21 protein-coding genes are annotated in these 24737 nt (G+C 61.7%); 12 read left to right on the top strand and 9 right to left on the bottom strand.

What is annotated here, in order from left to right:
- The first annotated feature begins 241 nt into the window (after window positions 1-241).
- Window positions 242-949 (top strand): FadR/GntR family transcriptional regulator, encoded by a 708-nt coding sequence (locus LPA34_RS20525; protein WP_228981611.1) that lies wholly within the window; start codon window positions 242-244, stop codon window positions 947-949.
- Window positions 950-1106: 157 nt separating this feature from the next.
- Here the strand turns inward: LPA34_RS20525 and LPA34_RS20520 are convergent, their stop codons facing one another.
- On the bottom strand, window positions 1107-2144 hold the full coding sequence (locus LPA34_RS20520; protein WP_228981609.1) for a GSU2403 family nucleotidyltransferase fold protein: 1038 nt from the start codon (window positions 2142-2144) through the stop codon (window positions 1107-1109).
- A 288-nt stretch (window positions 2145-2432) separates the two neighbouring features.
- On the opposite strand from LPA34_RS20520, the gene LPA34_RS20515 reads away from it, so the two are divergent.
- From LPA34_RS20515 to LPA34_RS20500, 4 genes are all read left to right on the top strand, one after another.
- Window positions 2433-3185, top strand: coding sequence for an SDR family NAD(P)-dependent oxidoreductase (locus LPA34_RS20515; RefSeq protein ID WP_228981607.1), 753 nt, complete (start codon window positions 2433-2435; stop codon window positions 3183-3185).
- Between the two features lie 84 nt (window positions 3186-3269).
- Complete coding sequence (locus tag LPA34_RS20510) at window positions 3270-4592, top strand: MFS transporter (RefSeq protein WP_228981605.1); 1323 nt, start codon at window positions 3270-3272, stop codon at window positions 4590-4592.
- A gap of 66 nt (window positions 4593-4658) precedes the next feature.
- Window positions 4659-5837, top strand: a complete 1179-nt coding sequence (rhmD, locus tag LPA34_RS20505) for an L-rhamnonate dehydratase (protein ID WP_228981603.1) — start codon at window positions 4659-4661, stop codon at window positions 5835-5837.
- Between the two features lie 49 nt (window positions 5838-5886).
- Window positions 5887-6669, top strand: coding sequence for an SDR family NAD(P)-dependent oxidoreductase (locus LPA34_RS20500; protein WP_228981601.1), 783 nt, complete (start codon window positions 5887-5889; stop codon window positions 6667-6669).
- A gap of 3 nt (window positions 6670-6672) precedes the next feature.
- On the opposite strand, the gene LPA34_RS20495 is transcribed toward LPA34_RS20500, so the two are convergent.
- Window positions 6673-7659: a LysR family transcriptional regulator gene (locus LPA34_RS20495; RefSeq protein WP_228981599.1), complete on the bottom strand. Its 987-nt coding sequence runs from the start codon at window positions 7657-7659 to the stop codon at window positions 6673-6675.
- A gap of 130 nt (window positions 7660-7789) precedes the next feature.
- On the opposite strand from LPA34_RS20495, the gene rhaM reads away from it, so the two are divergent.
- The 6 genes from rhaM to rhaS all read left to right on the top strand — a co-directional run bounded on the left by rhaM (window position 7790) and on the right by rhaS (window position 13793).
- A complete protein-coding gene (gene rhaM, locus LPA34_RS20490) occupies window positions 7790-8104 on the top strand; it encodes an L-rhamnose mutarotase (RefSeq protein WP_228981597.1) in 315 nt (104 codons plus the stop codon).
- A gap of 36 nt (window positions 8105-8140) precedes the next feature.
- Complete coding sequence (locus tag LPA34_RS20485) at window positions 8141-9034, top strand: amidohydrolase family protein (RefSeq protein ID WP_228981595.1); 894 nt, start codon at window positions 8141-8143, stop codon at window positions 9032-9034.
- A 64-nt stretch (window positions 9035-9098) separates the two neighbouring features.
- The gene (locus tag LPA34_RS20480; RefSeq protein WP_228981593.1) at window positions 9099-10628 is read left to right on the top strand and encodes a sugar ABC transporter ATP-binding protein; all 1530 of its coding nucleotides are present in this window, start codon (window positions 9099-9101) and stop codon (window positions 10626-10628) included.
- The gene (locus LPA34_RS20475; RefSeq protein ID WP_228981591.1) at window positions 10625-11689 is read left to right on the top strand and encodes an ABC transporter permease; all 1065 of its coding nucleotides are present in this window, start codon (window positions 10625-10627) and stop codon (window positions 11687-11689) included. The genes LPA34_RS20480 and LPA34_RS20475 overlap by 4 nt, the downstream gene beginning before the upstream one ends.
- Window positions 11682-12689 (top strand): ABC transporter permease, encoded by a 1008-nt coding sequence (locus LPA34_RS20470; protein WP_228981589.1) that lies wholly within the window; start codon window positions 11682-11684, stop codon window positions 12687-12689. Before LPA34_RS20475 ends, LPA34_RS20470 begins: the two co-directional genes overlap by 8 nt.
- 96 nt (window positions 12690-12785) lie before the next feature.
- On the top strand, window positions 12786-13793 hold the full coding sequence (gene rhaS / locus LPA34_RS20465) for a rhamnose ABC transporter substrate-binding protein (protein ID WP_228981587.1): 1008 nt from the start codon (window positions 12786-12788) through the stop codon (window positions 13791-13793).
- Between the two features lie 32 nt (window positions 13794-13825).
- Here rhaS and LPA34_RS20460 read toward each other — a convergent pair whose 3' ends face one another.
- Complete coding sequence (locus LPA34_RS20460) at window positions 13826-14734, bottom strand: dihydrodipicolinate synthase family protein (RefSeq protein WP_228981586.1); 909 nt, start codon at window positions 14732-14734, stop codon at window positions 13826-13828.
- A gap of 29 nt (window positions 14735-14763) precedes the next feature.
- On the bottom strand, window positions 14764-16476 hold the full coding sequence (locus LPA34_RS20455) for an IlvD/Edd family dehydratase (protein ID WP_228981584.1): 1713 nt from the start codon (window positions 16474-16476) through the stop codon (window positions 14764-14766).
- Between the two features lie 133 nt (window positions 16477-16609).
- Between LPA34_RS20455 and LPA34_RS20450 the strand changes: the two genes are divergently transcribed.
- On the top strand, window positions 16610-17401 hold the full coding sequence (locus LPA34_RS20450; protein ID WP_228981582.1) for a phytanoyl-CoA dioxygenase family protein: 792 nt from the start codon (window positions 16610-16612) through the stop codon (window positions 17399-17401).
- A gap of 102 nt (window positions 17402-17503) precedes the next feature.
- On the opposite strand, the gene LPA34_RS20445 is transcribed toward LPA34_RS20450, so the two are convergent.
- Genes LPA34_RS20445 through nirB form a run of 5 tightly spaced genes read right to left on the bottom strand, consistent with a single transcriptional unit; the run spans window position 17504 to window position 24737 of the window.
- Complete coding sequence (locus tag LPA34_RS20445) at window positions 17504-18646, bottom strand: CmpA/NrtA family ABC transporter substrate-binding protein (RefSeq protein ID WP_228981580.1); 1143 nt, start codon at window positions 18644-18646, stop codon at window positions 17504-17506.
- 10 nt (window positions 18647-18656) lie between these two features.
- Entirely contained in the window at window positions 18657-19232 is a 576-nt protein-coding gene (locus LPA34_RS20440) for an ANTAR domain-containing response regulator (protein ID WP_228981579.1), read from the bottom strand.
- Between the two features lie 34 nt (window positions 19233-19266).
- Entirely contained in the window at window positions 19267-21951 is a 2685-nt protein-coding gene (locus tag LPA34_RS20435) for a nitrate reductase (RefSeq protein ID WP_228981577.1), read from the bottom strand.
- A 13-nt stretch (window positions 21952-21964) separates the two neighbouring features.
- Window positions 21965-22288 carry a nitrite reductase small subunit NirD gene (gene nirD, locus LPA34_RS20430; protein ID WP_228981575.1) on the bottom strand — a complete coding sequence of 108 codons (324 nt, stop codon included), beginning with the start codon at window positions 22286-22288 and terminating at the stop codon, window positions 21965-21967.
- A 16-nt stretch (window positions 22289-22304) separates the two neighbouring features.
- On the bottom strand, window positions 22305-24737 hold the full coding sequence (nirB, locus tag LPA34_RS20425; protein ID WP_228981688.1) for a nitrite reductase large subunit NirB: 2433 nt from the start codon (window positions 24735-24737) through the stop codon (window positions 22305-22307).

Here is a 24737-nt window from a genome sequence, read left to right as displayed (position 1 = left end):
TTTTCAGTATTATCTTTTGATTATACGTTGTCCGACAACGATGCCAATACGCGATTCCTGCAGGGCCGGTTTCGAAGCGTTTGCGTTGCCAATGATGGCCGAATTGCACCCGATGCATCGCCATTGCGCCGCGCTGGCGCTATGATTGTCGCTCGCCGAGACGTCGGATGACATCTCTCACCCGGACGACACCGGTGTTTCCCGTTGCCGTATTTCCCGTTGATTACCCAGCAAACCACCGATGAGCAGTCTGACTGAAAAGGTAGTGGCCACCCTCTCCGGGGAGATCCGCCGCGGGGCCCTGAGGCCCGGCGACAGGATTCCCACCGAGGTGGAAATGATGAAGCAGCTCTCCGTGAGCCGGTCCGTGGTTCGCGAGGCGATCTCGCGGCTGCAGGCGGCCAATGTGGTCGAGACACGCCACGGCATCGGCACGTTTGTATGCGAGCCGGAGAAGGAAGAGCGGATGCGCCTTCCGGTGGCGGATCTTTCGAGCATGCTCGACGTCATGGCCATCATCGAGTTCCGGATCGACGTCGAATCGGCTTCGGCTGCGCTGGCGGCGGGCCGGCGCACGGCACAGCATCTCCAGCAGATTCGCAGCGCACTTGACCGCTTCGGCGCCGAGCTCGAACGCGGCAGCACCGACGTGCTGGCGCACGACATCGAATTTCATCTGCAGATTGCGCGGGCAAGCGGGAATCGCTACTTCTTCGATGTGCTCAGCCAGCTGGGCCGCGCGGTGAGTCCGCGTACGCGGCTCGGGTCCGCGGAGATTGCCGAGCTGGATCACGTCGAGCATCTGCGTAACGTGCTGAACGAGCACGAGCAGATTTATCGCGCGATCGAACGCCAGGATGCCGACGACGCGCGTGCCGCGATGCGGATGCATCTGAGCAACAGCCGCGAACGTCTGCGTCGCGCGCATGCCGTGAGCGCGGCAGCCTGATTGTCGTGAGCGACGTTGCGCGGGCGCTAAAGTTTGCGCAGCTGCTCGCTAAAGCGTCCCTAACGCAGCAACGAGCCTGGCCGGACGAGTTCCGATTGTCTGCTACACGACATCTTTTGCATCAGCGAAGCGATCTGGTTGCGCACCGTGCGTTCGGCTACGCGTGAGTCCCTAAATCAGCCAGGAAATCCTGGGCGCGTTCCGACAAGCCAGGAGCAAGGTTCAGGGTTTGGGCGGCCGCCCTGGCAACCCGGGGGCGGGCGCGCTTCTCCAGGTCGTTGGCAGCTGTCGTCAGCCAGTCTGGAAACTTTTCTGTGAGCGCGTCAATCAGCACTGCGGCCTGCCGCCGGTCCTTGTCTGCCTTGAGTGCATGCGACGGGTCGCGAAGCGTGCTGACGACAAGCTTGTGAAGGGCAAATCTCGCGGGGTCCGGCAGCATCACCGGGACCACATGTTCCTTGCCAAGGATAAAGCCGCGCGCCGGGTTTGATACCAGATACCTGAAGTACGGAAGCCCTGTCGCGTGTGCGCGCAACTGGGGCAAGGCCTTCGTTTCGTATGCCTCGGTGCCCGGCACGAGCAAGTCCACCTTGAGGGGTTGTCCTCGAACCTTGAACGAGGTTGACGGCTTTCGTGTGTCCAGTTCTGGCACCTCGATAAAAGGAATACCGCTGTCACGCAGGATGTCGAGAAAGCTGCGGTTTTCCGGGATGGCCACCGAAATGGTCCCCGTGCTTCCGATGTCGATATCCTCGGTCCTGTAGTTCGCAGGCAGACGAACGCCGAGGCCGTTCAGTAGCGCACCAAATGCGTGGGATCCGACGAGCACTCCGCCGTGGCTGAAGATGGCGGCGTTAAAGAGCGTTGCGAGCGTTAGCGTCGAAGAATTGTCGGCAGCAGCAAAGCTCGCCTTACGCAGGACCTGGACGTCGGTGGCAAGCACGCGCATCTCCGTGCTCTCGAGTAGTCTTGCCTCGAGCGCAGCGGCGGTAGCGGGCTCTCCCGCTCGACCTAATGAGGTTTCCTTGTGCTTTCCTGACGCAAGATACACCCGCCAGTAGGTGTACGTTTTCCCGTCTACGGTCTTCTGCGCAGCGGAGCCAGGAGAATGCAGCGGGATGTGAGATTGCGTGCTGGCGCGCTCGGTGACAGAGGAATACAGCGTTTGCAGTGCGTCATTGTGGAAGCTGGTCATTGCTATCAACTCCTTATACCTCATGTTTGCATGTTAAGGTATAAAAGAGATGTGTGTCAAATTTATACCTTAATATTTGATCGCGAGGGATAAATTCGCCGGGCAAGCGGGGGAGTTCGCGCGAAGCCCGAACGGATTGGTTTGCCAGGAGTCGCCGGTACGTCCTTCTGCGTGTCCACCTCTCCAATCCGCTTTTGTTATCACCGCATCGAATACTCGAATTGTTGCGCTATCGGTCTGCCCTTATATTGGTGACATAAACATTCAAGCCAATTGCAGGAGACAGCAATGAACCGTATCGATCTGGACAACCGCGTCGTCGTCATCACCGGTGGGGCGCGCGGTATCGGCTACGCGGTGGCGCAGCGGGCGCTGCAGTCGGGCGCATCCGTCGCCCTCTGGGATGTCGATGCCGATCGTCTCGCGCGCAGCGAGCGCGAACTGGCCGAACACGGCAAGGTCACCTCCGAAGTCGTCGAACTGACGAGCGAAGCGTCCGTTGCACAGGCAACCGCCCGGACCATCGAGCAACACGGCGCGATCCATGTGCTGGTCAACTGCGCGGGTATCACGGGCGGCAACGGCAAAACGTGGGAGCTCGAGCCCGACGTATGGCGGCGCGTGATCGACGTGAACCTGATCGGCCCGTATCTGACCAGCCGCGCCATCGTTCCGCAGATGCTGAAGCAGGGGTACGGACGCATCGTCAACATTGCGTCGGTCGCGGGCAAGGAGGGCAATCCGAACGCGTCGCACTACAGCGCTTCGAAGGCCGGCCTCATCGGGCTCACGAAGTCGCTCGGCAAGGAACTCGCCACCAGCAATATTCTCGTCAACGCGGTCACGCCCGCTGCGGCAAAAACAGAAATCTTCGATTCGATGGCGCAGGAGCACATCGACTACATGCTCTCGAAGATTCCGATGAACCGCTTTTTGCTGCCTGAAGAAGCGGCATCGCTGATTCTCTGGTTGTCTTCCGAAGACTGCGCGTTCAGCACGGGTTCGGTGTTCGATCTGTCCGGCGGCCGCGCGACGTACTGATGCGCGTCTGAACCGGGTCGTCAGGCTGCACACCAGAAGACGCCAGATGAGCCGGCCACGAAGCTGGACGAATCAGGAGACACGATGAACACGATTTCCTCGACCGAGGCAGTCATCGGCAAGGTCATGCGGCGGCTCTTGCCGTTCCTGCTGCTGATGTACGTGCTGGCTTTCCTCGATCGCGCGAACATCGGCTTTGCACAAAAGGCGTTGCAGCACGACACGGGACTTTCCGATGCTGCGTTTGCGTTTGGTGCCGGCGTGTTCTTCGTGGGCTATGCGCTTTTTGAAGTGCCGAGCAACCTGCTCCTGCATCGCGTCGGCGCGCGCCTGTGGATGTGCCGCATCATGGTTACATGGGGCATCGTCTCCGCGTGCATGTCGATGGTGCACACGCCGTTTGCGTTCTACACGCTGCGTTTCCTGCTTGGCGTCGCCGAGGCGGGCTTCTTTCCGGGCATCATCTATTACCTCACGCACTGGTTCCCCCAATCGGCGCGTGCGCGTGCGGTTGGCGTGTTCTATTTCGGCGCACCGCTTGCGTTTATTTTCGGCAGCCCGTTGTCGGGCCTGCTGCTCGATCTGCATGGCGCGTTCGGTCTCGCGGGCTGGCAATGGCTCTTTCTGATCGAAGGCGTCCTCGCTTCGGCGGTCGGCGTGTGGGCGTTCTGGTATCTCGACAACCGGCCCGCGGAAGCCGCGTGGCTCGACGACCAGCAGCGCAGCCTGCTTGCAGCGGCACTTGATGAAGACGCTCGTGAAGCCGCCGCACATGGCCCGCGCAACGTGCTTGCCGCGCTTTGCGATCGCCGTGTGCTGGCGCTTTCGTTGATCTATCTGCTAATCCAGACCAGCGTGTACGGCGTGATTTTCTATCTGCCACAACAGGTCGCTGCGTTGCTCGGCACGAAAGTGGGGCTGCGTGTCGGGCTTGTAATGGCATTGCCCTGGCTCTGTGCGGTCGCGGTTACGTGGTATGTGCCGCGCCGCGCGGATCGCACCGGCGGGCATCGTCGCTGGGCTGTGCTGTTGCTCGTGATCGCGGGTTGCGGCATCGGTCTGTCCGGATTGCTGCATAGCCCGGTGCTTGCGCTCGTTGCATTGTGCTGCGCTGCAAGTGGCTTTATCGCCGCGCAGCCGCTTTTCTGGACCTTTCCGACACGTTATCTGACAGGCGCGGCCGCTGCGGGCGGCATCGCACTGATCAATTCGCTGGGCAGCATCGGCGGTTTTATCGCGCCGACCCTGCGCACGCAGGCCGATCTGGCGTTTCCGTCGACGCAGGCAGGGCTGATCGTACTCGGTGCGGCCAGCGTGCTCGCGGCGCTTCTGATCGCGACGCTGTTTCGCCGCGGAAAAGACAGTTCGGCCTCGCTCTTTCATCACCCGGTTCATCACTCCCGCTAACGCAGGCCCGGCGCGAATCGGCGCGCCAGGCGGCACTTCAATACGGACACTACGGAGCCCATCCTCATGGCCATGCCCACCATCCGGCACGTGCGTGCCTTCATCGTTCGCGGCGGCGGCGCCGACTATCACGATCAGGCCGACGGCCACTGGATCGACGATCACATCTCGACGCCCATGGCGCGTTACCCGGAATACCGGCAGAGCCGCCAGTCGTTCGGGATCAACGTGCTGGGTACGCTTGTCGTCGAAATCGAGGCGAGCGACGGCACGGTCGGCTTCGCGGTAACGACGGGCGGCGAGATCGGCGCGTTCATCGTCGAAAAGCATCTTGCGCGCTTTCTGGAAGGGCAGCTCGTTACCGACATCGAGAAGATGTGGGACCAGATGTATTTCGCCACGCTCTATTACGGACGCAAAGGCGTCGTGCTGAATACGATTTCCGGTGTCGATCTCGCGTTGTGGGATCTGCTTGCCAAGGTGCGCAAGGAGCCGGTGTACCAGTTATTGGGCGGACCGGTGCGCGACGAACTCGTGTTCTACGCGACGGGCGCACGTCCCGACCTCGCGAAGCAGATGGGCTTTATCGGTGGAAAGATGCCGCTGCAGCACGGTCCCGCGGAAGGCGAGGAAGGGCTCAAGAAGAACATCGCGAAGCTGGCCGACATGCGTTCGAAAGTCGGTGACGATTTCTGGCTGATGTTCGATTGCTGGATGAGCCTCGACGTGCCCTATGCGACACGTCTCGCGCAGGCCGCGGGGGAATACGGTCTGAAATGGCTCGAAGAGTGTTTGCCGCCGGATGACTACTGGGGTTACGCCGAACTGCGCCGCAACGTGCCGCGCGGCATGATGGTGTCGACAGGCGAACACGAAGCGACGCGCTGGGGTTTTCGCATGTTGCTGGAGATGCAGTGCTGCGATCTGATCCAGCCGGACGTAGGCTGGTGCGGCGGCATGACGGAACTGGTCAAGATTTCAGCGCTTGCCGATGCACACAATGTGATGGTCGTGCCGCACGGTTCGTCGGTGTACAGCTATCACTTTGTCGTAACGCGCCATAACTCGCCGTTTGCGGAATTCCTGATGATGGCGCCGAAAGCGGATCAGGTCGTGCCGATGTTTACGCCGTTGCTGCTGGACGAACCGGTGCCCGTGAACGGTCGCATGAAAGTACCCGAAACGCCGGGCTTTGGCGTGCGCCTGAATCCTGAATGCGCGTTGGCGCGGCCTTATACGCACTGAGTGCATTGAACGCGTCGATCGTTTATAGCCAGAAAGTGGAGGAAAAGCAGTGCTGCTCAAGGACAAGGTAGTGATCGTCACAGGTGGCTCGCGTGGCATTGGCCGCGCGATTGCCGTTGCGTGTGCAACTGAAGGCGCCGATGTGGCGATCAACTTCTGGGGCGATAACGACGCGTCGTATGGACGCCGTTCGGCGGTCGAGGAAGTGGTCGGCAAAATCGAGGCCCTGGGGCGTCGCGTGATCGCGGTCGAGGGCAACGTCGCGCTGGCGGAAACCGGCACGGAACTCGTGCGCCGCACTGTCGATGCGTTCGGCAAGGTCGACGTTCTCGCGAGCAACGCAGGCATCTGCCCGTTCCACGCGTTTCTCGACATGCCCGCAGCGGTGCTCGAAGCGACTGTCGGCGTGAACCTGAACGGCGCGTTCTATGTCACGCAGGCGGCGGCGCGGCAAATGAAAGAGCAGGGCACGGGCGGCGCGATTGTGGCGACCAGTTCGATCAGCGCGCTGGTAGGCGGCGGCATGCAGACGCATTACACGCCGACCAAGGCGGGCGTGCATTCGTTGATGCAGTCATGCGCGATCGCGTTGGGACCTTACGGTATCCGCTGCAATTCGGTGATGCCGGGCACGATCGCCACTGACCTGAACGCGGAAGACCTCGCCGACGAAACCAAAAAGGCGTACTTCGAAAAACGCATTCCGCTTGGCAGACTGGGGCGGCCGGAGGATGTCGCGGACTGCGTCGTTTTTCTGGCTTCCGATCGTGCCCGTTATGTGACAGGCGCCGCGTTGCTCGTGGACGGTGGCCTGTTCGTCAACCTGCAATGAATATCAATGCGCCGGTTGCGGTGCGTTGTCGTGAGCGTCCTCATCCTCGCGCGCAAGCGACGTTGAAACGCCGCGCAGCAGATCGACAAAATGCTCCGCCGGTTCGGCAAGCGGTTCACCCTTGCGGGTGAGAATGCCGAAGCCTGGCAGGCTTTTGCCGATTTCAACGGGCAGCGCGACGAGCAGTTTGCCGCGCACGTGATCGCGCACGACGGATTCCGGCAGCATCGCAACGGCGTCGTAGTTTTCCAGCAGCTGGAGCGTCGCGAAGATCGACGCGCATTCGGTCAGGTTCACGGGCGTCGCGAGCCCGGCGCGCGCGAGCTCTTCTTCAAAGAGCACGCGGGCAGGGCTCGAAACCGGTTGCGCGACCCAGGGCCAGTCGATCAGCTCGCGAAGCGTGACCGATTTGCAGCCGGCAAGCGGATGCGCGCTGCGAACGACGAGCAGCAGCGGTTCGCGGGCGAGCAGTTCGAAGTTGAAGTCGTTGTGTTGCAAGGGACTCGTCAGCCGCCCAAGCGCAAGATCGATTTCGCGCCGATGCAGCAACTGCACGACCTGGTCGCTGGTTTCGCCGAGTATGCGTATGTTGAGCAGCGGCCGTTCGGTCTTGAGCGCGGAGACGGCCATCGCAAGCAGGTCGGGCGCCGCACCCATGATCGCGCCGACAGTCAGCTGGCCGTGACCGCCTTTGCGCTTGACGTCGAGATCTTCGGCGAAGCGGATGAGTTCGGCAAGCGCGCGGCGCGCGTAGGCAAGCGTGACGACACCGAGCGGCGTCGGTTGCATGCCGCGGGCGTTGCGCTCGAAGAGCAGGAAGCCGAACGCTTCCTCGATGTCGCCAAGCATACGGCTCGCACTCGGCTGCGCGACGTTGATGGCTTCGGCGGCCTGATGGACGTTACGCGCGTCGTCGAGCGCAACGAGAAGCGCAAGGTGTTTGAACTTAAGCCTGTTGACGAGGGCGACCGTGGAAGCGTTGTGGTTCATGGACCTGTGCGATTCGGTTTCAGTATCGCCCAATCCCAACTTCGGATTGAGATGCTATCGACGCCGGAATTATAGTCGTTCCAGACGCTTCGCCCGGGAAAGCGCGGAACACAACTGGAGACGCGAGGGAATGGAGACAGTGGCTTTCCGGATGATGCTCAACCCCGGCATGCGCGAAGAATATGAGCGCAGGCACCGGGAGATCTGGCCGGAGCTTGTTGACGCACTGCACAACGCAGGTGTGCGCGACTACCGGATCTTCCTCGATGAAGAGACGCATCATCTGTTCGCTGTGCTCAGCCGTCCCGCGGATCACACGATGGACCAGTTGCCTGCACTTGAGATCATGCGCAAATGGTGGGATCACATGGCGGACATCATGCAGACGGCGCCCGATCACTCGCCATTGCAGCAACCCCTCGTGCCGGTGTTTCATCTTCCCTGAACGACCTTTAAACCTTCAACGGGCGGAGGGTGTCCCATGCAAGTGGTCGACCCGCACATTCATCTGTGGGACCTGAAAACGCATCATTACCCGTGGCTTGCCAACCCGGGCGTGTCGTTTGTCGGCGATGCACGTGAGCTGAAACACGATTATCTGGTCGAAGACCTGCACGCGGATGCGCGCGATATCGAAGTGCTAAAGGTCGTGCACGTCGAGGCGAATCACGATCCGGCTGATCCGGTCGAAGAGACGCGCTGGCTGCAGGCGGTTGCAGATGCAGGCGGCTCACGCGGCATGCCGCAGGGCATTGTCGCGGCAGTGGACCTGTCCGCGTTGAACGCCGCGCAGGTACTCGAAGGCCACGCGGCGTTCGCGAACACCCGTGGCGTGCGGCAGATTCTCAACGTTCATGAAAAGCCGCTCTATGACTATATCGGCCGGCATCTGATGCGCGATCCGCTCTGGCAGGAGAATTTTTCGCTGCTGCGACATCACGGCATGTCGTTCGACCTGCAGATCTATCCGTCGCAGATGACGGAAGCCGTGGCGCTCGCGCACGCGCATCCGGACACGCAGTTCATCATCAATCATGCGGGCATGTTCGTGGACCGCGGCAGTGTCGAGGGTTTTCGTGCGTGGCGTGATGGCATGCGTCTGCTCGCCACGTGCGGGAACGTAGCGGTCAAGATCAGCGGTCTTGCGATGTTCGATCATCGCTGGACGGTTGAAAGCCTGCGTCCTTACGTGCTCGAAACGATCGACGCGTTCGGGACTTCGCGCGCGATGTTCGCATCCAACTTTCCGGTCGACCGGCTGTTCGGTTCCTATACGGATTTGTGGAACGCGTATGCCGCGATCGTGGAAGGCGCCAGCATGGAAGAGAAAGATGCGCTTTTCAGGCGTAACGCTGAACGCGTCTACCGCATCTAGCGCGATTGCCTGAACGGAATTATCGCGACGCTAAACCAGCGTCGCCAGATGGAGGAGACACGCAGTGCAGCAACAACCTTCCGGCGTACCGCGGCTTGAATTGAAGCATGCGACCAAATCATTCGGCCGTGTGCGGGCGCTTTCCGATGCCGGGCTCGCGCTCTGGCCTGGCGAAGTGCACGCGCTGCTCGGCGAAAACGGCGCGGGCAAGTCGACGCTCGTCAAGATTCTGGCTGGTGTCCATCGACCGGATTCAGGCGAACTGCTGGTGGACGGTGTTCCGCGTCAGTTCGCGACACCCGCCGAAGCACGCGATGCGGGCCTCGCGGTGATCTATCAGGAACCGACACTGTTCTTCGATCTTTCGATCGCCGAGAATATTTTCATGGGTCGCCAGCCGGTGGACCGCGTCGGTCGCATTCAATACGATGCGATGTATCGCGAAGTGCGCGATCTGCTCGCGTCGCTGGGTGTGGATCTGCGCGCCGATCAACTGGTGCGCGGACTGTCGATTGCCGACCAGCAGGTCATTGAAATTGCCAAGGCGCTGTCGTTGAACGCAAACGTGCTGATCATGGATGAACCCACGGCGGCGTTGTCGTTGCCGGAAGTCGAGCGGCTCTTTACGATCGTGCGGCATCTGCGTGAGCGCGACGTCGCGATTCTCTTCATCACCCACCGGCTGGACGAGGTTTTCGCGTTGACGCAGCACGTGACGATCATGCGCGACGGTGCGAAGGTGTTCGATGCGCCCACTTCGGAACTGGACACCGCTTCGATCGTCGCGAAGATGGTGGGCCGGGATCTGGAAAGTTTCTACCCGAAGGCGGACGTGAAGCCAGGCGAAGTGCGGCTGTCGGTGCGCGGTCTGACGCGTGCGGGTGTCTTCAAGGATGTCTCGTTCGAGGTGCGCGCAGGGGAAATCGTTGCGCTGGCCGGACTTGTCGGTGCCGGGCGAAGCGAAGTGGCGCGCGCGATCTTCGGTATCGATCCGTTCGATGCCGGAGAAATCCATATCGCAGGCAAGCCGCTCAAGGCAGGCCGCCCTGCGGCGGCCGTGCTGGCGGGCCTTGCGCTCGTGCCGGAAGATCGCAGGCAGCAGGGCCTCGCGCTCGAACTGAGCATTGCACGTAACGCGTCGATGACCGTACTCAACCGGCTCGTCAGGCACGGTCTTATTTCCGCGAAGAGCGAACGTACACTTGCCACGCAGTGGGGCATGCGGCTGCATCTGAAGGCGGGTGATCCGTCCGCGCCGGTCGGCACGCTCTCGGGCGGCAACCAGCAGAAAGTGGTGCTCGGGAAATGGCTCGCGACGAATCCGAAGGTGTTGATCATCGACGAGCCGACCCGCGGTATTGACGTCGGCGCTAAGGCAGAAGTGTATGGCGCGCTGGCAGAACTGGTGCGCGACGGCATGGCGGTACTGATGATTTCCAGCGAACTGCCAGAGGTGCTCGGCATGGCCGACCGCGTGCTCGTGATGCACGAAGGGCGCATCAGCGCCGACATCTCGCGCGCTGAGGCGAGCGAGGAACGGATCATGGGCGCGGCGCTGGGCCAGTCCACCGTGAACCTGGGGCACGCGGCATGATGCGCCATTCGACAACCCATACGCACGCGGCGCCCATGCAATCCACTGAGGCGAAACATCGGACACCCGGCGCCGGCGGCCTGATCGGCACGATCGCGAAGAGTCGCGAGACGACGCTATTTGTCGTGCTGATCCTGCTGGTGGTGGGCACCGCACTCGCAAAGCCCCAGTTCCTCAATCTGCAGAATCTGCGTGACGTCCTGCTGAACGTGTCGATCGTCAGCTTGCTGACGGCGGGCATGACCGTCGTGATCCTGATGCGGCACATCGATCTCTCGGTGGGGTCGACGGTGGGCGTGAGTGCCTATGCGGTGGGCAGTCTCTTCGTCGCGTTTCCGCACATGCCTGTGATCGTCGCGCTGGCCGCGGGGCTCGCGATCGGTCTCATCGCGGGCGGCATCAACGCGCTGCTCGTGGCGGTAGGCCGGGTGCCTTCACTCGTGGCAACGCTCTCGACGCTCTACATCTTTCGCGGCGCCGATTACGCGTGGGTACATGGCGGACAGATCAATGCAACCAGCCTGCCCGAATCGTTCTCGCGGCTTGCGACGGGGGAAGTGTTCGGCGTGCCGTCGCTTGCGCTGATTGCCGCTGTCGTGCTGGTCGGTCTGTCGGTCTACCTGAAGCAGTTTCGCGGCGGCCGCGAGCACTATGCGGTCGGCTCGAATCCGGAGGCCGCGCGGCTTGCCGGCGTCAGCGTCGAGCGGTGTGTAATAAGGGGTTTCCTGATCAGCGGTGCGATTGCGGGTTTGTCCGGCGCGCTGTGGCTTGCGCGGTTCGGTACCGTCGATGCAAGCACGGCCAAGGGCATCGAATTGCAGGTCGTGGCGGCAGCGGTAGTGGGCAGTGTGGCGATCACGGGCGGCGTCGGAACCATTCTCGGTGCAACGCTTGGCGCGCTGGTGCTGGGGGTGATCAGCATCGCGCTCGTTGTTCTGCATGTGTCGCCGTTCTGGGAGCAAGCCATCGAAGGCGCGCTGATCGTCGTTGCGATTGCCGCCGATACGCTGCTCGCACGCTCTGTCGCCAAACGCATGATGAGGAAACGCGATCATGGCTAAACCCGATTCCGCCTTGCTGACCCGCCGGCGCGAAACGCCCCTGCAATGGGAAGCGCTGCTTGTCGTCGTATTGATTCTGGCCTTGATTCTTGGGCGCGTGCTGTCGCCGGTATTCCTGAGCGCGGGCAATCTGGGCAACGTGCTCGCCGATCTCACCGAAATCGCGCTGATGGCGCTGCCTATGACGCTCATCATCGTGGCGGCGGAAATCGATCTTTCCGTGGCCTCGGTGCTCGGCGCATCGAGCGCGCTGATGGGCGTACTCTGGCACATGGGATTGCCGATGCCGGTCGTCATCGTGCTGGTGCTGGTGTTCGGCGCGCTGGCCGGTCTGCTTAACGGTCTTGTGATCGTGAAGCTGAATCTGCCTTCGCTTGCGGTGACGATCGGCACGCTCGCGCTGTTTCGCGGTCTTGCGTATGTGCTGCTCGGAGACCAGGCGGTGGCCGATTTTCCCGCTGCGTATACGGCGTTCGGCATGAACACGCTGTGGTCGAGCTTTATTCCACTGCCGTTTTTGATCGTGATTGTCTGCGCCGTGGTCTTTACCGTGTTGCTGCAGGCAACGGCCTTTGGGCGCAGCCTTTACGCGATCGGCGCAAATTCCACGGCGGCCTCGTTTTCTGGCATCGATGTGGCGAGGATCCGCCTGCGTCTGTTCGTGACGTCGGGTGTGCTTAGCGCGCTTGCGGGCATTGTGTACACGCTGCGTTTTACGAGCGCACGCGGCGATAACGGCGAAGGTTTCGAACTGTCGGTGATCGCAGCGGTGCTGTTTGGCGGCGTGAGCATTTTTGGCGGGCGCGGCTCGATGTACGGCGTGCTGCTATCGCTGCTGATTGTCGGCGTGCTGAAGAATGCGTTGACGCTCGACGATGTATCCAGCGAAACGCTGACGATCGTCACAGGCGTGCTGTTGCTCGCATCGGTGCTTATTCCAAATCTGGTCGCACGCTGGCGCGCGATGCGCGACCGGCGCTTTATTGCCCGATCGGGTTGATTGTGCAGTAGCTGGATAACACAGCAGGGATTAGACGTCAGGACGATCAACAACCCCGGGTATAAAAGACCCGACACTATAACCAGGAGACATGCCATGAGAAGACCACTTCGTTGCGCGGGCGCGGCAGCGCTGTGTGCGGCACTGCTAGGCTTGAGCTTTGCCGCGGGCGCGGCCGATCTCAAGAGCGGGCTGAAGATTGCCTTTCTGCCCAAGCAAATCAATAACCCGTACGAAGTCATCGCCGATGATGGCGGCATGGCCGGCATCAAGGAATTCCACGGCATAGGCAAGGTGGTCGGTCCTTCGGACGCGGGTGCCTCGTCGCAGGTGCAGTACATCAATACGCTGATCACGCAGAAGCAGGACGCGATCGTCATCGCCGCGAACGACGCGAACGCGGTCGTGCCGTATCTGAAGAAGGCCATGTCGCAGGGTATCAAGGTCGTCACGTTCGACTCCGACACGGCGCCTGATGGACGTCAGCTTTTCGTCAACCAGGCTAACGCGGAAAGTATCGGGCGTGGTCAGATCCAGCTCGTGTCGAAGCTGATGGGCGGCGAGGGTGAATTCGCGATCCTGTCGGCGACGCCGAATGCGACCAACCAGAACACCTGGATCAAGTGGATGCAGGAAGAGCTGAAAAAGCCGGAGTATTCGAAGCTCAAGCTGGTGAAGATCGCATACGGCAACGACGACGACCAGAAATCGTTCGTCGAGACGCAAGGTCTGCTGCAGGCGTATCCAAACCTGAAGGCGATCGTCGCTCCGACGTCGGTCGGCATTGCGGCGGCCGCACGCTACATCTCGACTTCCTCGAGTAAAGGCAAGGTTGCAGTGACGGGGCTCGGAACACCGAACCAGATGCGCGCGTTCGTCAAGAACGGCACGGTGAAGGCGTTCCAGCTGTGGGATCCGGGTCAACTCGGTTATCTCGCCGCCTATGCTGCTGCGAACCTCGCTTCGGGAACGATTACGGGCAAGGAAGGCGAATCGTTCGAAGCGGGCAAGCTCGGCAAGCGCACGATCGGCCCGAAGGGCGAAATCATCCTTGGACCGCCGACGACGTTTGACGCAAGCAATATCGACAACTTCAATTTCTGACGGTACGGCGATACGCCTGAACGCTTGACGGTTCAGGCGTAAGCCCCCAGTTGCCGGGCAAAGCGTCGCGCGCATTCGAGTCCGAATGCCGTCGGCGCGATGCCCCGGTCGTGCAGCACTTCAAATCCCATGCGCCATGCCGCGATCCGCTTGCCGTAGCAGGTCAGCGCATCGAGCGACTGCATCACGAATACGATCGTGGGCAGTACGTCTGCATAGAGCGCTTCTGCACGCGTTTGTTCTCCCGCAGCAAAAGCACGTTGAATGATGACCTGTCTGTCGAACGTATCCGGTGCCACGATCAGGCCGGCGCAGCCCGCGCGCAGATTGTCGATGAGTTCCTGACCGCCGCGCCCGTTAAAGACGGGAAGCGGTTTCCCATGCGCCCGTAGCTGATCGATTGTGTTCCTGATCGTGATAGCGGGCCCTTCGCCCTTGAGCCAGCGAAAGTTCTCGCGCAGCCGTGCAAGCTCGACGATCGATTCGACCGACAGCCCGACGCCGAGATATTCCGGTGCGTTCTGTATTCCGGCTGGCGCCTCTACGCGCTGCATCACGTCGGCGAAGAAATTGAAATAGAACGATTCGGGTTCAGTGCGAGTGGCGGGCGGTTGCAGGATCAACCATGACGCGTCGCGCGTGACGGCATAACTGGCCAGCGCGACCTGTGCGTCGACCGTGTCTCCCGTAATCGTGACGGCGAGCGGCACGCGCCCGCCGATGTCTTCGCTGGCCCAATCGATGATCTGGTGTTTTTCGGCAAGCGACATGCGATGCACTTCGGTGGCGAGTCCAAGGATCACGATGCCAGGTGCGCCTGCGTTGATCGTCGCATCGACCTGGGCACGCATTGCATCGCGATCGGGACGATTGAACTCGTCGAAGTAAGCGTACAGCACGGGCCACATTCCGCCAGGAGGCTGCATTGCTGGCATTTGCATGGTCGTGTTCCGCGCGCGTGAGTGAGGAATCAGTGCGATTCACGCGGCACAGGTGCGCCGCTCGATCCGACCAGGAAGTCCAGATCCGCGCCCTGATCCGCCTGCAAGACATGTTCGACGTAGAGCCTGTAGTAACCGCGCTCTGGCAGATCCGGCGCCTGCCATTCGGCGCGACGCCGCGCGAGTTCCTCGTCGGACACCTCCAGATGCAGCCGGCGCGCCGCGACGTCGAGCTCGATCATGTCGCCCGTCTTCACCAGGGCGAGCGGGCCGCCCGCCGCCGCTTCCGGCGACACGTGCAGTACCACCGCACCGTACGCCGTGCCGCTCATGCGCCCGTCCGAAATGCGGACCATATCGGTGATGCCCTTTTCCAGCACCTTTTTGGGCAGCGGCATGTTGCCGACTTCCGCGAAGCCCGGATAGCCCTTCGGTCCCGCGCCCTTGAGCACCATGATGCAGTGCTCGTCGATGTCGAGCGAATCGTCGTCCACCTTCGCGTGCAGCTCCTCGATGTTCTCGAACACCACCGCACGGCCGCGATGCTGGAGCAACGAAGCGGTCGCCGCCGACGGCTTGATCACCGCGCCATCCGGCGCCAGATTGCCCTTGAGCACCGCAATGCCAGCCTTCGGCTTGAACGGCTCGGCGAACGTCGTGATGACCTTCTCGTCGTAGTTGGGCGCGCTGGCGACGTTCTCCCAGATCGACTTGCCGTTCACGGTCAGCGCGTCACGATGCAGCAGCCCCTGTTCGCCGAGCTGCCTCAGCACCGCCGGCAGGCCGCCCGCGTAATAGAAATCTTCCATCAGGTATTCACCGGAAGGCTGCAGATTCACGAGACACGGCACATCCGACCCAAGCTCCCAGTCTTCGAGCGAAAGCGGCACGCCGATGCGCTTCGCGAGCGCAATCAGATGCACCACCGCATTGGTCGAGCCGCCAATCGCCGCGTTCGTGCGGATCGCGTTCTCAAAGGCCTGACGCGTGAGGATCTTGTCCATCGTCAGGTCTTCGCGCACCATGTCGACGATGCGACGCCCGGCCAGATGCGCGAGCACCTGACGGCGCGCGTCCACCGCGGGAATCGCCGCGTTGTGCGGCAAGCCCATGCCGAGCGACTCGACCATCGACGCCATCGTCGAGGCCGTGCCCATCGTCATGCAGTGGCCGCGCGAGCGGTTCATGCACGATTCGGCCTCGGTGAACTCTTCCTGCGTCATGGTGCCGGCGCGTACTTCCTCCGACATCTGCCAGACGCCCGTGCCCGAGCCGATGTTCCTGCCGCGAAAGCGGCCGTTGAGCATCGGGCCGCCGGAGACGGCGAGCGCGGGCAGGTTGCACGAGGCCGCGCCCATCAGCAGCGCGGGCGTGGTCTTGTCGCAACCGACCAGCAGGATCACGCCGTCCATCGGGTTGCCGCGAATCGACTCCTCGACATCCATCGAGGCGAGATTGCGAAACAGCATCGCGGTAGGGCGCAAATTGGTCTCGCCAAGCGACATCACGGGAAATTCGAGCGGCAGGCCACCGGCTTCGTGCACGCCTTTTTTCACGTACTCGGCGAGCTCGCGAAAGTGCGCGTTGCACGGTGTGAGTTCCGACCACGTATTACAGATGCCGATCACCGGACGACCATCGAATTCGTCGTGCGGGATGCCCTGGTTTTTCATCCACGAGCGATGAATGAATCCGTCCTTGTCATTCCTGCCGAACCAGCCTTGCGAACGAAGCTTGCGCATGTTTGTCTCCTGCCAGTTATGCTTATATTCTGCGCTTCATTGGCCATTTCTAGAAGATAGCCAGTGAAGGGGCTTGAAGCCAGAGCTGCATTGCCCGTATAAGCATGGATATGAACGGATAATGGAGGCAATCGTGAGTCGATACACCACTGAAGAGCACGCCGCATTTGTGCGCGATTTCGAACGCGACGGCATGGTTGTATTGCGTGATCATTTTCCGCACGCAATCCTCGCTGCATGGCAACACGCGTTCTCGCCGCTGCTGCAGGCAAGAATCGCTGCAAAGGCGACTGCGGTGCGAGGCGAAAATCGTCACTACATTACGCTTCCGTTCGTCGGCGTCTTTGCGGACGAGCGCATTTTCTGCGATCCCGATGTGCTCGCGATCGTCGAGCGGGTTGCCGGGCCTGATCCTGCGATGTGTCAGCTTGCTACCGATACTCCGCTTGCCGGTTCCACTTACCAGGACGTGCATCGCGATACGCCAGAACTTTTCGAGGGCGAAGCGGAAACGCCATCATTCCAGCTGGCGGTCAATTTTCCGTTATGCGACGTGACCGCGGAAAACGGGCCGTTCGAAACGACGCTGGGCACACACAGGATCAACAAGGAAGAGGCGATGACCGCATACGGGCGCGGCCAGTATCCGCTCGTTGCCGTGCCGATGAAGCTCGGCGACGTGATGATCCGCGATGTGCGGGTGTTGCATCGTGGTACGCCCAACCGTTCACCGCTGCCGCGTCCGATGGTTGTCATCGGTTATAGCCGTAGCTGGTATTTCCGGCCGGAGGTGCATATCGATGTGCCGCGCGATGTGTTCCAGTCGTTGAGTCCGCGCGCGAAACGATTGCTGCGTTACATGCCGCAGGTGAACGACGCTGGTTCGCTTGCCGATGCGGAAAGCTATCTGAAGTTTGCGTACTAGCAGCACACCCGCGAGGAATCGCGAAGCGTCCGCCCTAAAAGAGAAGGCACTCACAAAGCGCTGATTGTGGTCGTGGAAAAGTGCAGGGGCCAGGCGGCGGCGCTAAGCCCGTATGTCGAACCCTTGCGCGTATGTTTCCGGCTTGCTTGCGTCCCATACGCGGCCATCGATCAGCACCTGCGGTACTTCGAGCACAGGCACGGCGAGGCCCATGCGTTGTGCTGCTTCGCGATAAAGCGCCGTCTGGTTGATTGCAGCAGCAATAGCCGTGTAATCGTCGCGCTGCGCGATCATGCCCCAGCGCTCATATTGCGTGAGAAACCACGCGCCGTCGGACGCGCGCGGATAGTTGACTGCGCCGCCTTCGAAAAATCGCACCGGCAGACGTGTTGCGCTGCTTGCATCGGTTCCCAGTCGCGCCGCGATCAGCGCCTGGGGCGCGCCGAGAAATTCCGGTTGTGCGAGTCTTCTCGCGATCTCGTTTCGATGACCGGCGTCATCGAGCCAACGGCACGCTTCGAGCATGGTTTGCACGAGCGCGCGTGAGGTGTTGGGGTGCGCGCTGACAAAATCGCGCCTGCACGCGAGCACTTTCTCCGGATGATCCGGCCAGATTTCGCTGCTGTAAGCGGCGGTGCGGCCCACACCTTGCGCTTCTGCAACGGCATTCCACGGGTCGCCCACGCACAGGCCATCGAGCCTTTCTTCCGCGAGCGCGCCGACCATCCGGGGCGGGGGAATAACGACGCTTTCGATATCGCGCAACGGATGAACGCCTTGCGCGGCGAGCCAGTAATACAGCCACATCGCATGCGTGCCCGTGGGGAACGTCTGCGCGAAAACCGGTTTGCGTCCGAGCGTGCGCAGTGCGGCCGGTAGCGTGCCGTGCTCGTCGAGCGCGGCGGCAAGCCGGTTCGATACGGTGATCGCCTGACCATTGCGGTTGAGCACCATCAGCACGGCCATATCCGTTTGCGGACCGCCAAGCCCGAGCTGGATGCCGTAGACGAGCCCGTAGAGCGCGTGCGCCGCGTCCAGATCGCCGGAGAGCAGCTTGTCGCGCACGGCGGCCCACGAAGGCTGCCGGCAGAGTTCGAGCGTCAGGCCGTGGGCGTGACCGAATTCGAGCAGCTTGGCCGCGACGAGCGGCGCTGCGTCGCTTAGTGCGACAAAGCCAAGCCGCAGATGCGTTTTCTCGAGCCGCTCCGATGCGTTGGAACTGGCGTGTTGAGTAGGTGCGTTCATGAGCGAGCCATCATTGGGACGATTCCGCCGACGCGATCAGCTGACGCGCCACCTCGGCGAGTTTGACGCCCTGGTTCATCGCACGCTTGCGCAGCGTGGCGTAAGCGGCATTTTCGGTCATTTTCTGCTGATCCATCAGCAGGCGTTTCGCGCGATCGATCAGCTTGCGTTCGGCCAGTTCGTTTTCCGCCTGCGCAAGACGTTCGCGTAACCGCGATTCCTGTGCGAAGCGGGCGAGCGCCACTTCGAGAATCGGCGCGAGACGCTCCGTCGCGAGACCTTCGACCAGATACGCCGTCACGCCTGCGCCTACCGCGTCGCGGATCAGCTGCTGGTTTGCATCGGGGCTGAACATCAGGACCGGGCGCGGCGCCGTGGCGTTCATCACCGCGAGTTGTTCGAGCGTGTCGCGGGAGGGCGATTCGGTATCGATGATGATCACATCAGGCCGCTCGCTCTGGACGACACGATGCAACGCTTCAGGTGTCGCGGTTTCGGCAAGCATGTCATAGCCGAGCCGCGCGAGGGCGTCGCGCAGCTCGCCGATGGGTTTGTCGGTGTCGGTGACGAGCAGTACACGCAGCATCTTTCGCCTGTTGTTATCGGCCGTTTCAATGTGTTCAGGTTGCAACGGTAGTCGCCTCGCACATCCGTTTCAGTTCAGGGATGCACGAGCCACAGACCGTGCCGCAGCCGAGCTTCGTTTTCAGTTCCGGCAGGGTGGCGCCAGCCGCAATCGCCGCCTGGATGCGGGATTCGCCGACCTGCATGCAGTTGCACACCACGCGTTCGCGCGCGACGTTTGTCTGCTTCTGCGTAGAGAATACCGCGAAGCGCGGTCCGGACCACGGAGTGGCGTCGCGCAGGCGTGCAAGGAGGGCGTCTGCGTTCGTCACGTCCCCTGCGAAAACAAAGCCGTCGATAATGTTCTCGCGCCATACGACGCGCTTGTCAAGGCCGCGTCGTGCATCGCGGTATTCGAGCGTGTCTTCGCCGACGGGAAGATCAAGTGCTTCGTAGAGACGCGGCAGCCAGTCCGCAGGCGCATCGTCGTGCGCCGCGCGCAACACGATCAGATCGTCCTCTTCGATGCTGATCGCGGCGTAACTGCATTCCTTCAGCAGCGGCTGTACGGCAGCCTGTAGCGCGAGCACATCGCCGCGTCGGGCGGCAACCAGCCGCCACGGCAGCTCGACCGGCTCGATACGCACCGCCGCGTGCTTCAGTTCCGGCTGAAACGAGGAAGGGTCGACGGCGGATATCGTCGTCTCGTTGATGCCGCCGCTTGCCAGAAATTGCGCGCTCCAGTGCATCGGCGCGAATACGGTGCCGGACTGCACGTCGTCTGTCAGTTGCACCGGTAGTACGAGATTGCCGCGCCGGCTCGACACACGTACAAGATCGCCTTCAACGAAGCCACGACGTGCGGCATCGCCGCGCTGCATGCTGAGCGCGGGCGCCGGTGCGTGCGAAAACAGTTTGCCGACCCGGCCCGTGCGGCTCATGCCGTGCCACTGATCGCGCAGGCGCCCGGTCAGCAGACGAAACGGGAAACGCGCGCTGGTTGCTTCCGCAACCGGGAGATAGTGGGTCGCGTGAAAACGCGCGCGGCCGTCCTGCGTTGCGAAGACGCCATCGGTATAGCGACGCGCCTCCCCATGCATAACAGCCGCGCGAAACGGCCATTGCTGTGGGCCGTTTTCTTCGAGCACCGCATAGCTCAGTCCACCGATATCGAGGTCGCGGCCTTCGGTAAGCGTTCGATGTTCGTTGAACACATCTTCAGGATCATCGAATGCAAACAGTGTTTTAAGCGCCCCCTGGCGCGCTTCAATCCGCTTTGCGACTTCATTGACGATCCACCAGTCAGGCTTTGCCTCGCCGGGCGCCGCGACGGCCGCACGTACGCGCGAAATGCGGCGCTCCGAATTGGTAACCGTGCCGGATTTTTCTCCCCACGTCGCGGCGGGCAGCACGACGTCGGCGAACGGCACCGTGTCGGTCAGCATGAACGCTTCCTGCACGACCACGAACTCTGCTTTTGCCAGCGCTTCGCGAACGCGCGGAATATCCGGCATCGAATGCGCCGGGTTTGTGCAGGCGATCCAGATTGCCTTGATCTTGCCGGCGTGCAGCGCTTCGAACATGTCGACTGCGGGCAGGCCGGGGCGGTCGGACAGTTGCGATACGCCCCATAGCCGCGCCACTTCTTCACGATGTGCCGCGTTGCCGATATCGCGATGTGCCGCGAGCATCGTCGCCATGCCACCGACTTCGCGGCCGCCCATCGCATTGGGCTGGCCTGTCAGCGAAAACGGTCCCGCGCCCGCGCGGCCGATCTGGGCCGTAGCGAGATGCAGGTTGATCAGGGCGAGATTCTTGTCGGTGCCGTGGCTCGACTGGTTAAGCCCCATGCAGTACAGCGACAGCGCCGCATCGCTTGCGCCGAACCATTCGGCCGCCTGCATGATTTCACGCTCAGTGATGCCGCAAATCCCCGCCACCATGCGCGGCGTGAAATCGCGCACCAGTGCTTTCAGTGCGTCAAAATCAGCGGTGTGCTGCTCGATGAAATCGCGATCGACGAGGCCTTCCCAGATCAGGTGATGCAGCATGCCGTTGAAGAGCGCGACGTCGCTGCCCGGCTGGATCGGCAGATGCAGGTCGGCCATGGCCGCCGTATCGGTGCGGCGCGGATCGACCACGATCCAGCGGATCGACGGATCGGCCGCTTTCGCTTCTTCGAGGCGGCGAAATAACACGGGGTGCGCCCACGCCATATTGCTGCCCGCGAACAGCACGGTTTTCGCGCGCTCCAGATCGTCGTAGCAGGTGGGCGGGCCGTCGGCGCCCAGCGCCATCTTGTACGCCGTGACCGCGCTCGACATGCACAGGCGCGAATTCGTATCGATGTTGTTCGTGCCGATCAGGCCTTTGGCCAGCTTGTTGAAGACGTAATAGTCTTCTGTCAGCAACTGGCCCGATACATAGAATGCGACCGCATCCGGCCCGTGCTGCTCGACCACTTCGGCAAAGCGCGCCGCGACGGTATCGAGCGCGGTGGACCATTCGACCTGCTTGCGTGGCATGTCGCGTTGCAGCCGCATTTCCGGCATTGTCGCGCGACCCGTTTCGCTTTGCGCGGTCAGCGCGAGCGACATCCCTTTCGTGCAGAGCCTGCCGAAATTCGCCGGATGATCGGGGTCGCCCTGAACGCCGGCGATGCGCCCATTTTCCGCTTCGATCAGCACGCCGCAGCCGACGCCGCAGTAGCAGCAGGTGGAGCGGGTCACGGTCTTCGTCATATCCGTGCGCCGGTCAGCTCAGGCCAAGATAGATCGAGCCGTCTGCATCGACGCGTACCGGGAAATGCCGCGCGCAGCCTTCATCCGGCGCACGCGCCTGTCCACTTGCAAGATCGATATTCCATGCGTGCAGCGGGCAGGTCACGCTTTCGCCGTGCACGATGCCAAGCGAGAGCGAGCCGCCCTTGTGCGGGCAGCGGTCGAGCAGCGCGAACACCTTGTCCTGCGCGGTGCGAAAAATCGCCACGTTGCCGCTTTCGCGTTCGAGCACGCGGCTGCCAAGCGGCGGAATATCCGCGACCTGGCAGATACGGGTCCATTCTTGAGTCACTTTCATGTCCATGGTGTCGTCCTCAGGCCACGATTTTTAGCGGGATGTATTCATGCTTCTGCTTGCCGGCGATTCGCGCATCCCACGGATCAGGCAAACCTTCCAGCGAATACAAGAGGCGTTCGTACAGCGCCTTGCGGTTCGCCGCATCGTCTACGACCTTCTTCTTGATGTAGTCGAGGCCCACGCGTTCGATGTAATGCACGGTACGGTCGAGATACCACGCTTCCTCGCGATAGAGCTGAAGGAACGCGCCTGAATATTCCTTGACCTCGTCCGACGTTTTCACCTTGACGAGAAACTGCGCGACTTCCGTCTTGATGCCGCCGTTGCCGCCCACATACAGTTCCCAGCCGCTATCCACCGCGATCACGCCGACGTCCTTGATACCCGCTTCCGCGCAGTTGCGCGGGCAACCGGATACGGCGAGCTTCACCTTGTGCGGCGACCACATGTTCGCGAGCATCGTCTCGAGATCGATACCCATCTGCGTGCTGTTCTGCGTGCCGAAGCGGCAGAACTCGCTGCCCACGCATGTTTTCACGGTACGGATCGATTTGCCGTAGGCGTGGCCCGACTTCATGCCAAGGTCTTTCCATACATTGGGCAGGTCTTCCTTCCGGATGCCCAGCAGGTCGATCCGCTGGCCGCCGGTGACCTTGAGCATCGGTACGTTGTATTTGTCGGCGACATCCGCGATGCGGCGCAGTTCGGCCGCGTTCGTCACGCCGCCTTTCATCTGCGGAATCACCGAGAACGTGTTGTCTTTCTGGACGTTCGCATGCACGCGCTCGTTCACGAAGCGGCTTTGCGGATCATCGACCGCTTCGCGCGGCCAGGTGGAAAGCAGGTAATAGTTGATGGCGGGGCGGCAGGTCGCGCAGCCGTTCGGCGTGCGCCATTCCAGGAAGTCATACACCTCGCGATGCGTGACCAGATGATGATCGCGGATCGCCTTGCGCACGTCACCGTGATTGCGATCGGTGCAATGACAGATTGCCTTCGTCTTCGATGTCTCCTGGAAGTCGGAGCCGACCGTGCTCATCAGGATCTGTTCGACAAGACCCGTGCACGAACCGCACGAGCTGGACGCCTTGGTGTGCTTGCGCACTTCGTCGAGCGTGAAGAGGCCTTTTTCCGTGATCGCCTTGACGATCGTGCCTTTGCATACGCCATTGCAGCCGCACACTTCGTCGCTGTCGGCCATCGCGGCGGCGCGGCTTTGGCCCTGCACGCCCGAATCGCCGACATTCGATTCGCCGAACATGATGTGATCGCGCAGGTCACCCAGCTTGCGGCCTTCACGCAGCAGCTTGAAATACCATGCGCCATCGGCGGTATCGCCATAGAGGCACGCGCCGACGAGCTGATCGTCCTTGATGACGAGCTTCTTGTACACACCGCCCGAAGGATCGGACAGCACGATTTCCTCGGTGCCTTCGCTACCCATGAAATCGCCGGCGGAAAACAGGTCGATGCCGGTGACCTTGAGTTTGGTCGAAAGAACCGAGCCCTTGTAGCTGCCGATGCCCAGCAGCGCGAGATGGTTCGCGCAGACTTTCGCCTGCTCGAAGAGCGGTGCGACGAGACCATAGGCAATGCCGCGATGGCTCACGCATTCGCCTACCGCGTAAATGCGTGGGTCGTAAGTCTGCAGCGAATCGCTTACCACGATGCCGCGATTGCAGTACAGGCCGGCCGCTTCGGCAAGCGTCGTATTCGGACGGATGCCGGCGGCCATCACGACGAGATCCGCGGGTATCGTCTCGCCGTCCTTGAAGCGAACCGCACTGACTTCGCCCGCTTCGTTACCCACGATCTCCGACGTCGATTTGCCCAGCAAAAACGCGAGGCCACGTTCTTCGAGCGAGCGTTGCAGCAGCTTGCCCGCGGTCGAATCGAGCTGACGTTCAAGCAGCGTGTCGGCCAGATGCACGACGGTCACGTCCATGCCGCGCAGCTTTAACCCGTTCGCGGCTTCAAGGCCAAGCAGACCGCCGCCGATCACGACCGCGCGACGCTTCACCGCAGCCGTATCGATCATCGCCTGCGTATCGCGGATGTCGCGATACGTGATCACGCCTTTCAGGTCCTTGCCCGGCACGGGCAGGATAAACGGCGTGGAGCCGGTCGCGATCAGCAGACGGTCGTAGGGTGCTTCGGTGCCGTCGTCGGCAACCACCACGCGCTTCACGCGGTCGATCCGTTCGATCGTCTTGCCGAGATGGAGCGTGATGTCGTTCTGTTGATACCACTCGATCGAATTAAGAATGATGTCGCCGAATGCCTGCTCACCGGCGAGCACCGGCGAAAGCAGAATGCGGTTGTAGTTCGGATGCGGCTCCGAGCCGAATACGGTGATGTCGTAATGGCCTGGCGCGATCGTCAGCAGTTCTTCGATCGTACGAATGCCGGCCATGCCGTTACCGATTACAACGAGGCGAGGTTTGTTCAT

The organism is Paraburkholderia gardini (genome assembly GCF_907164575.1).
Lineage (GTDB): Bacteria > Pseudomonadota > Gammaproteobacteria > Burkholderiales > Burkholderiaceae > Paraburkholderia > Paraburkholderia gardini.
Note: the sequence above shows the minus strand (reverse complement) of the source record. Positions and strands in the feature narration are given on the sequence as shown.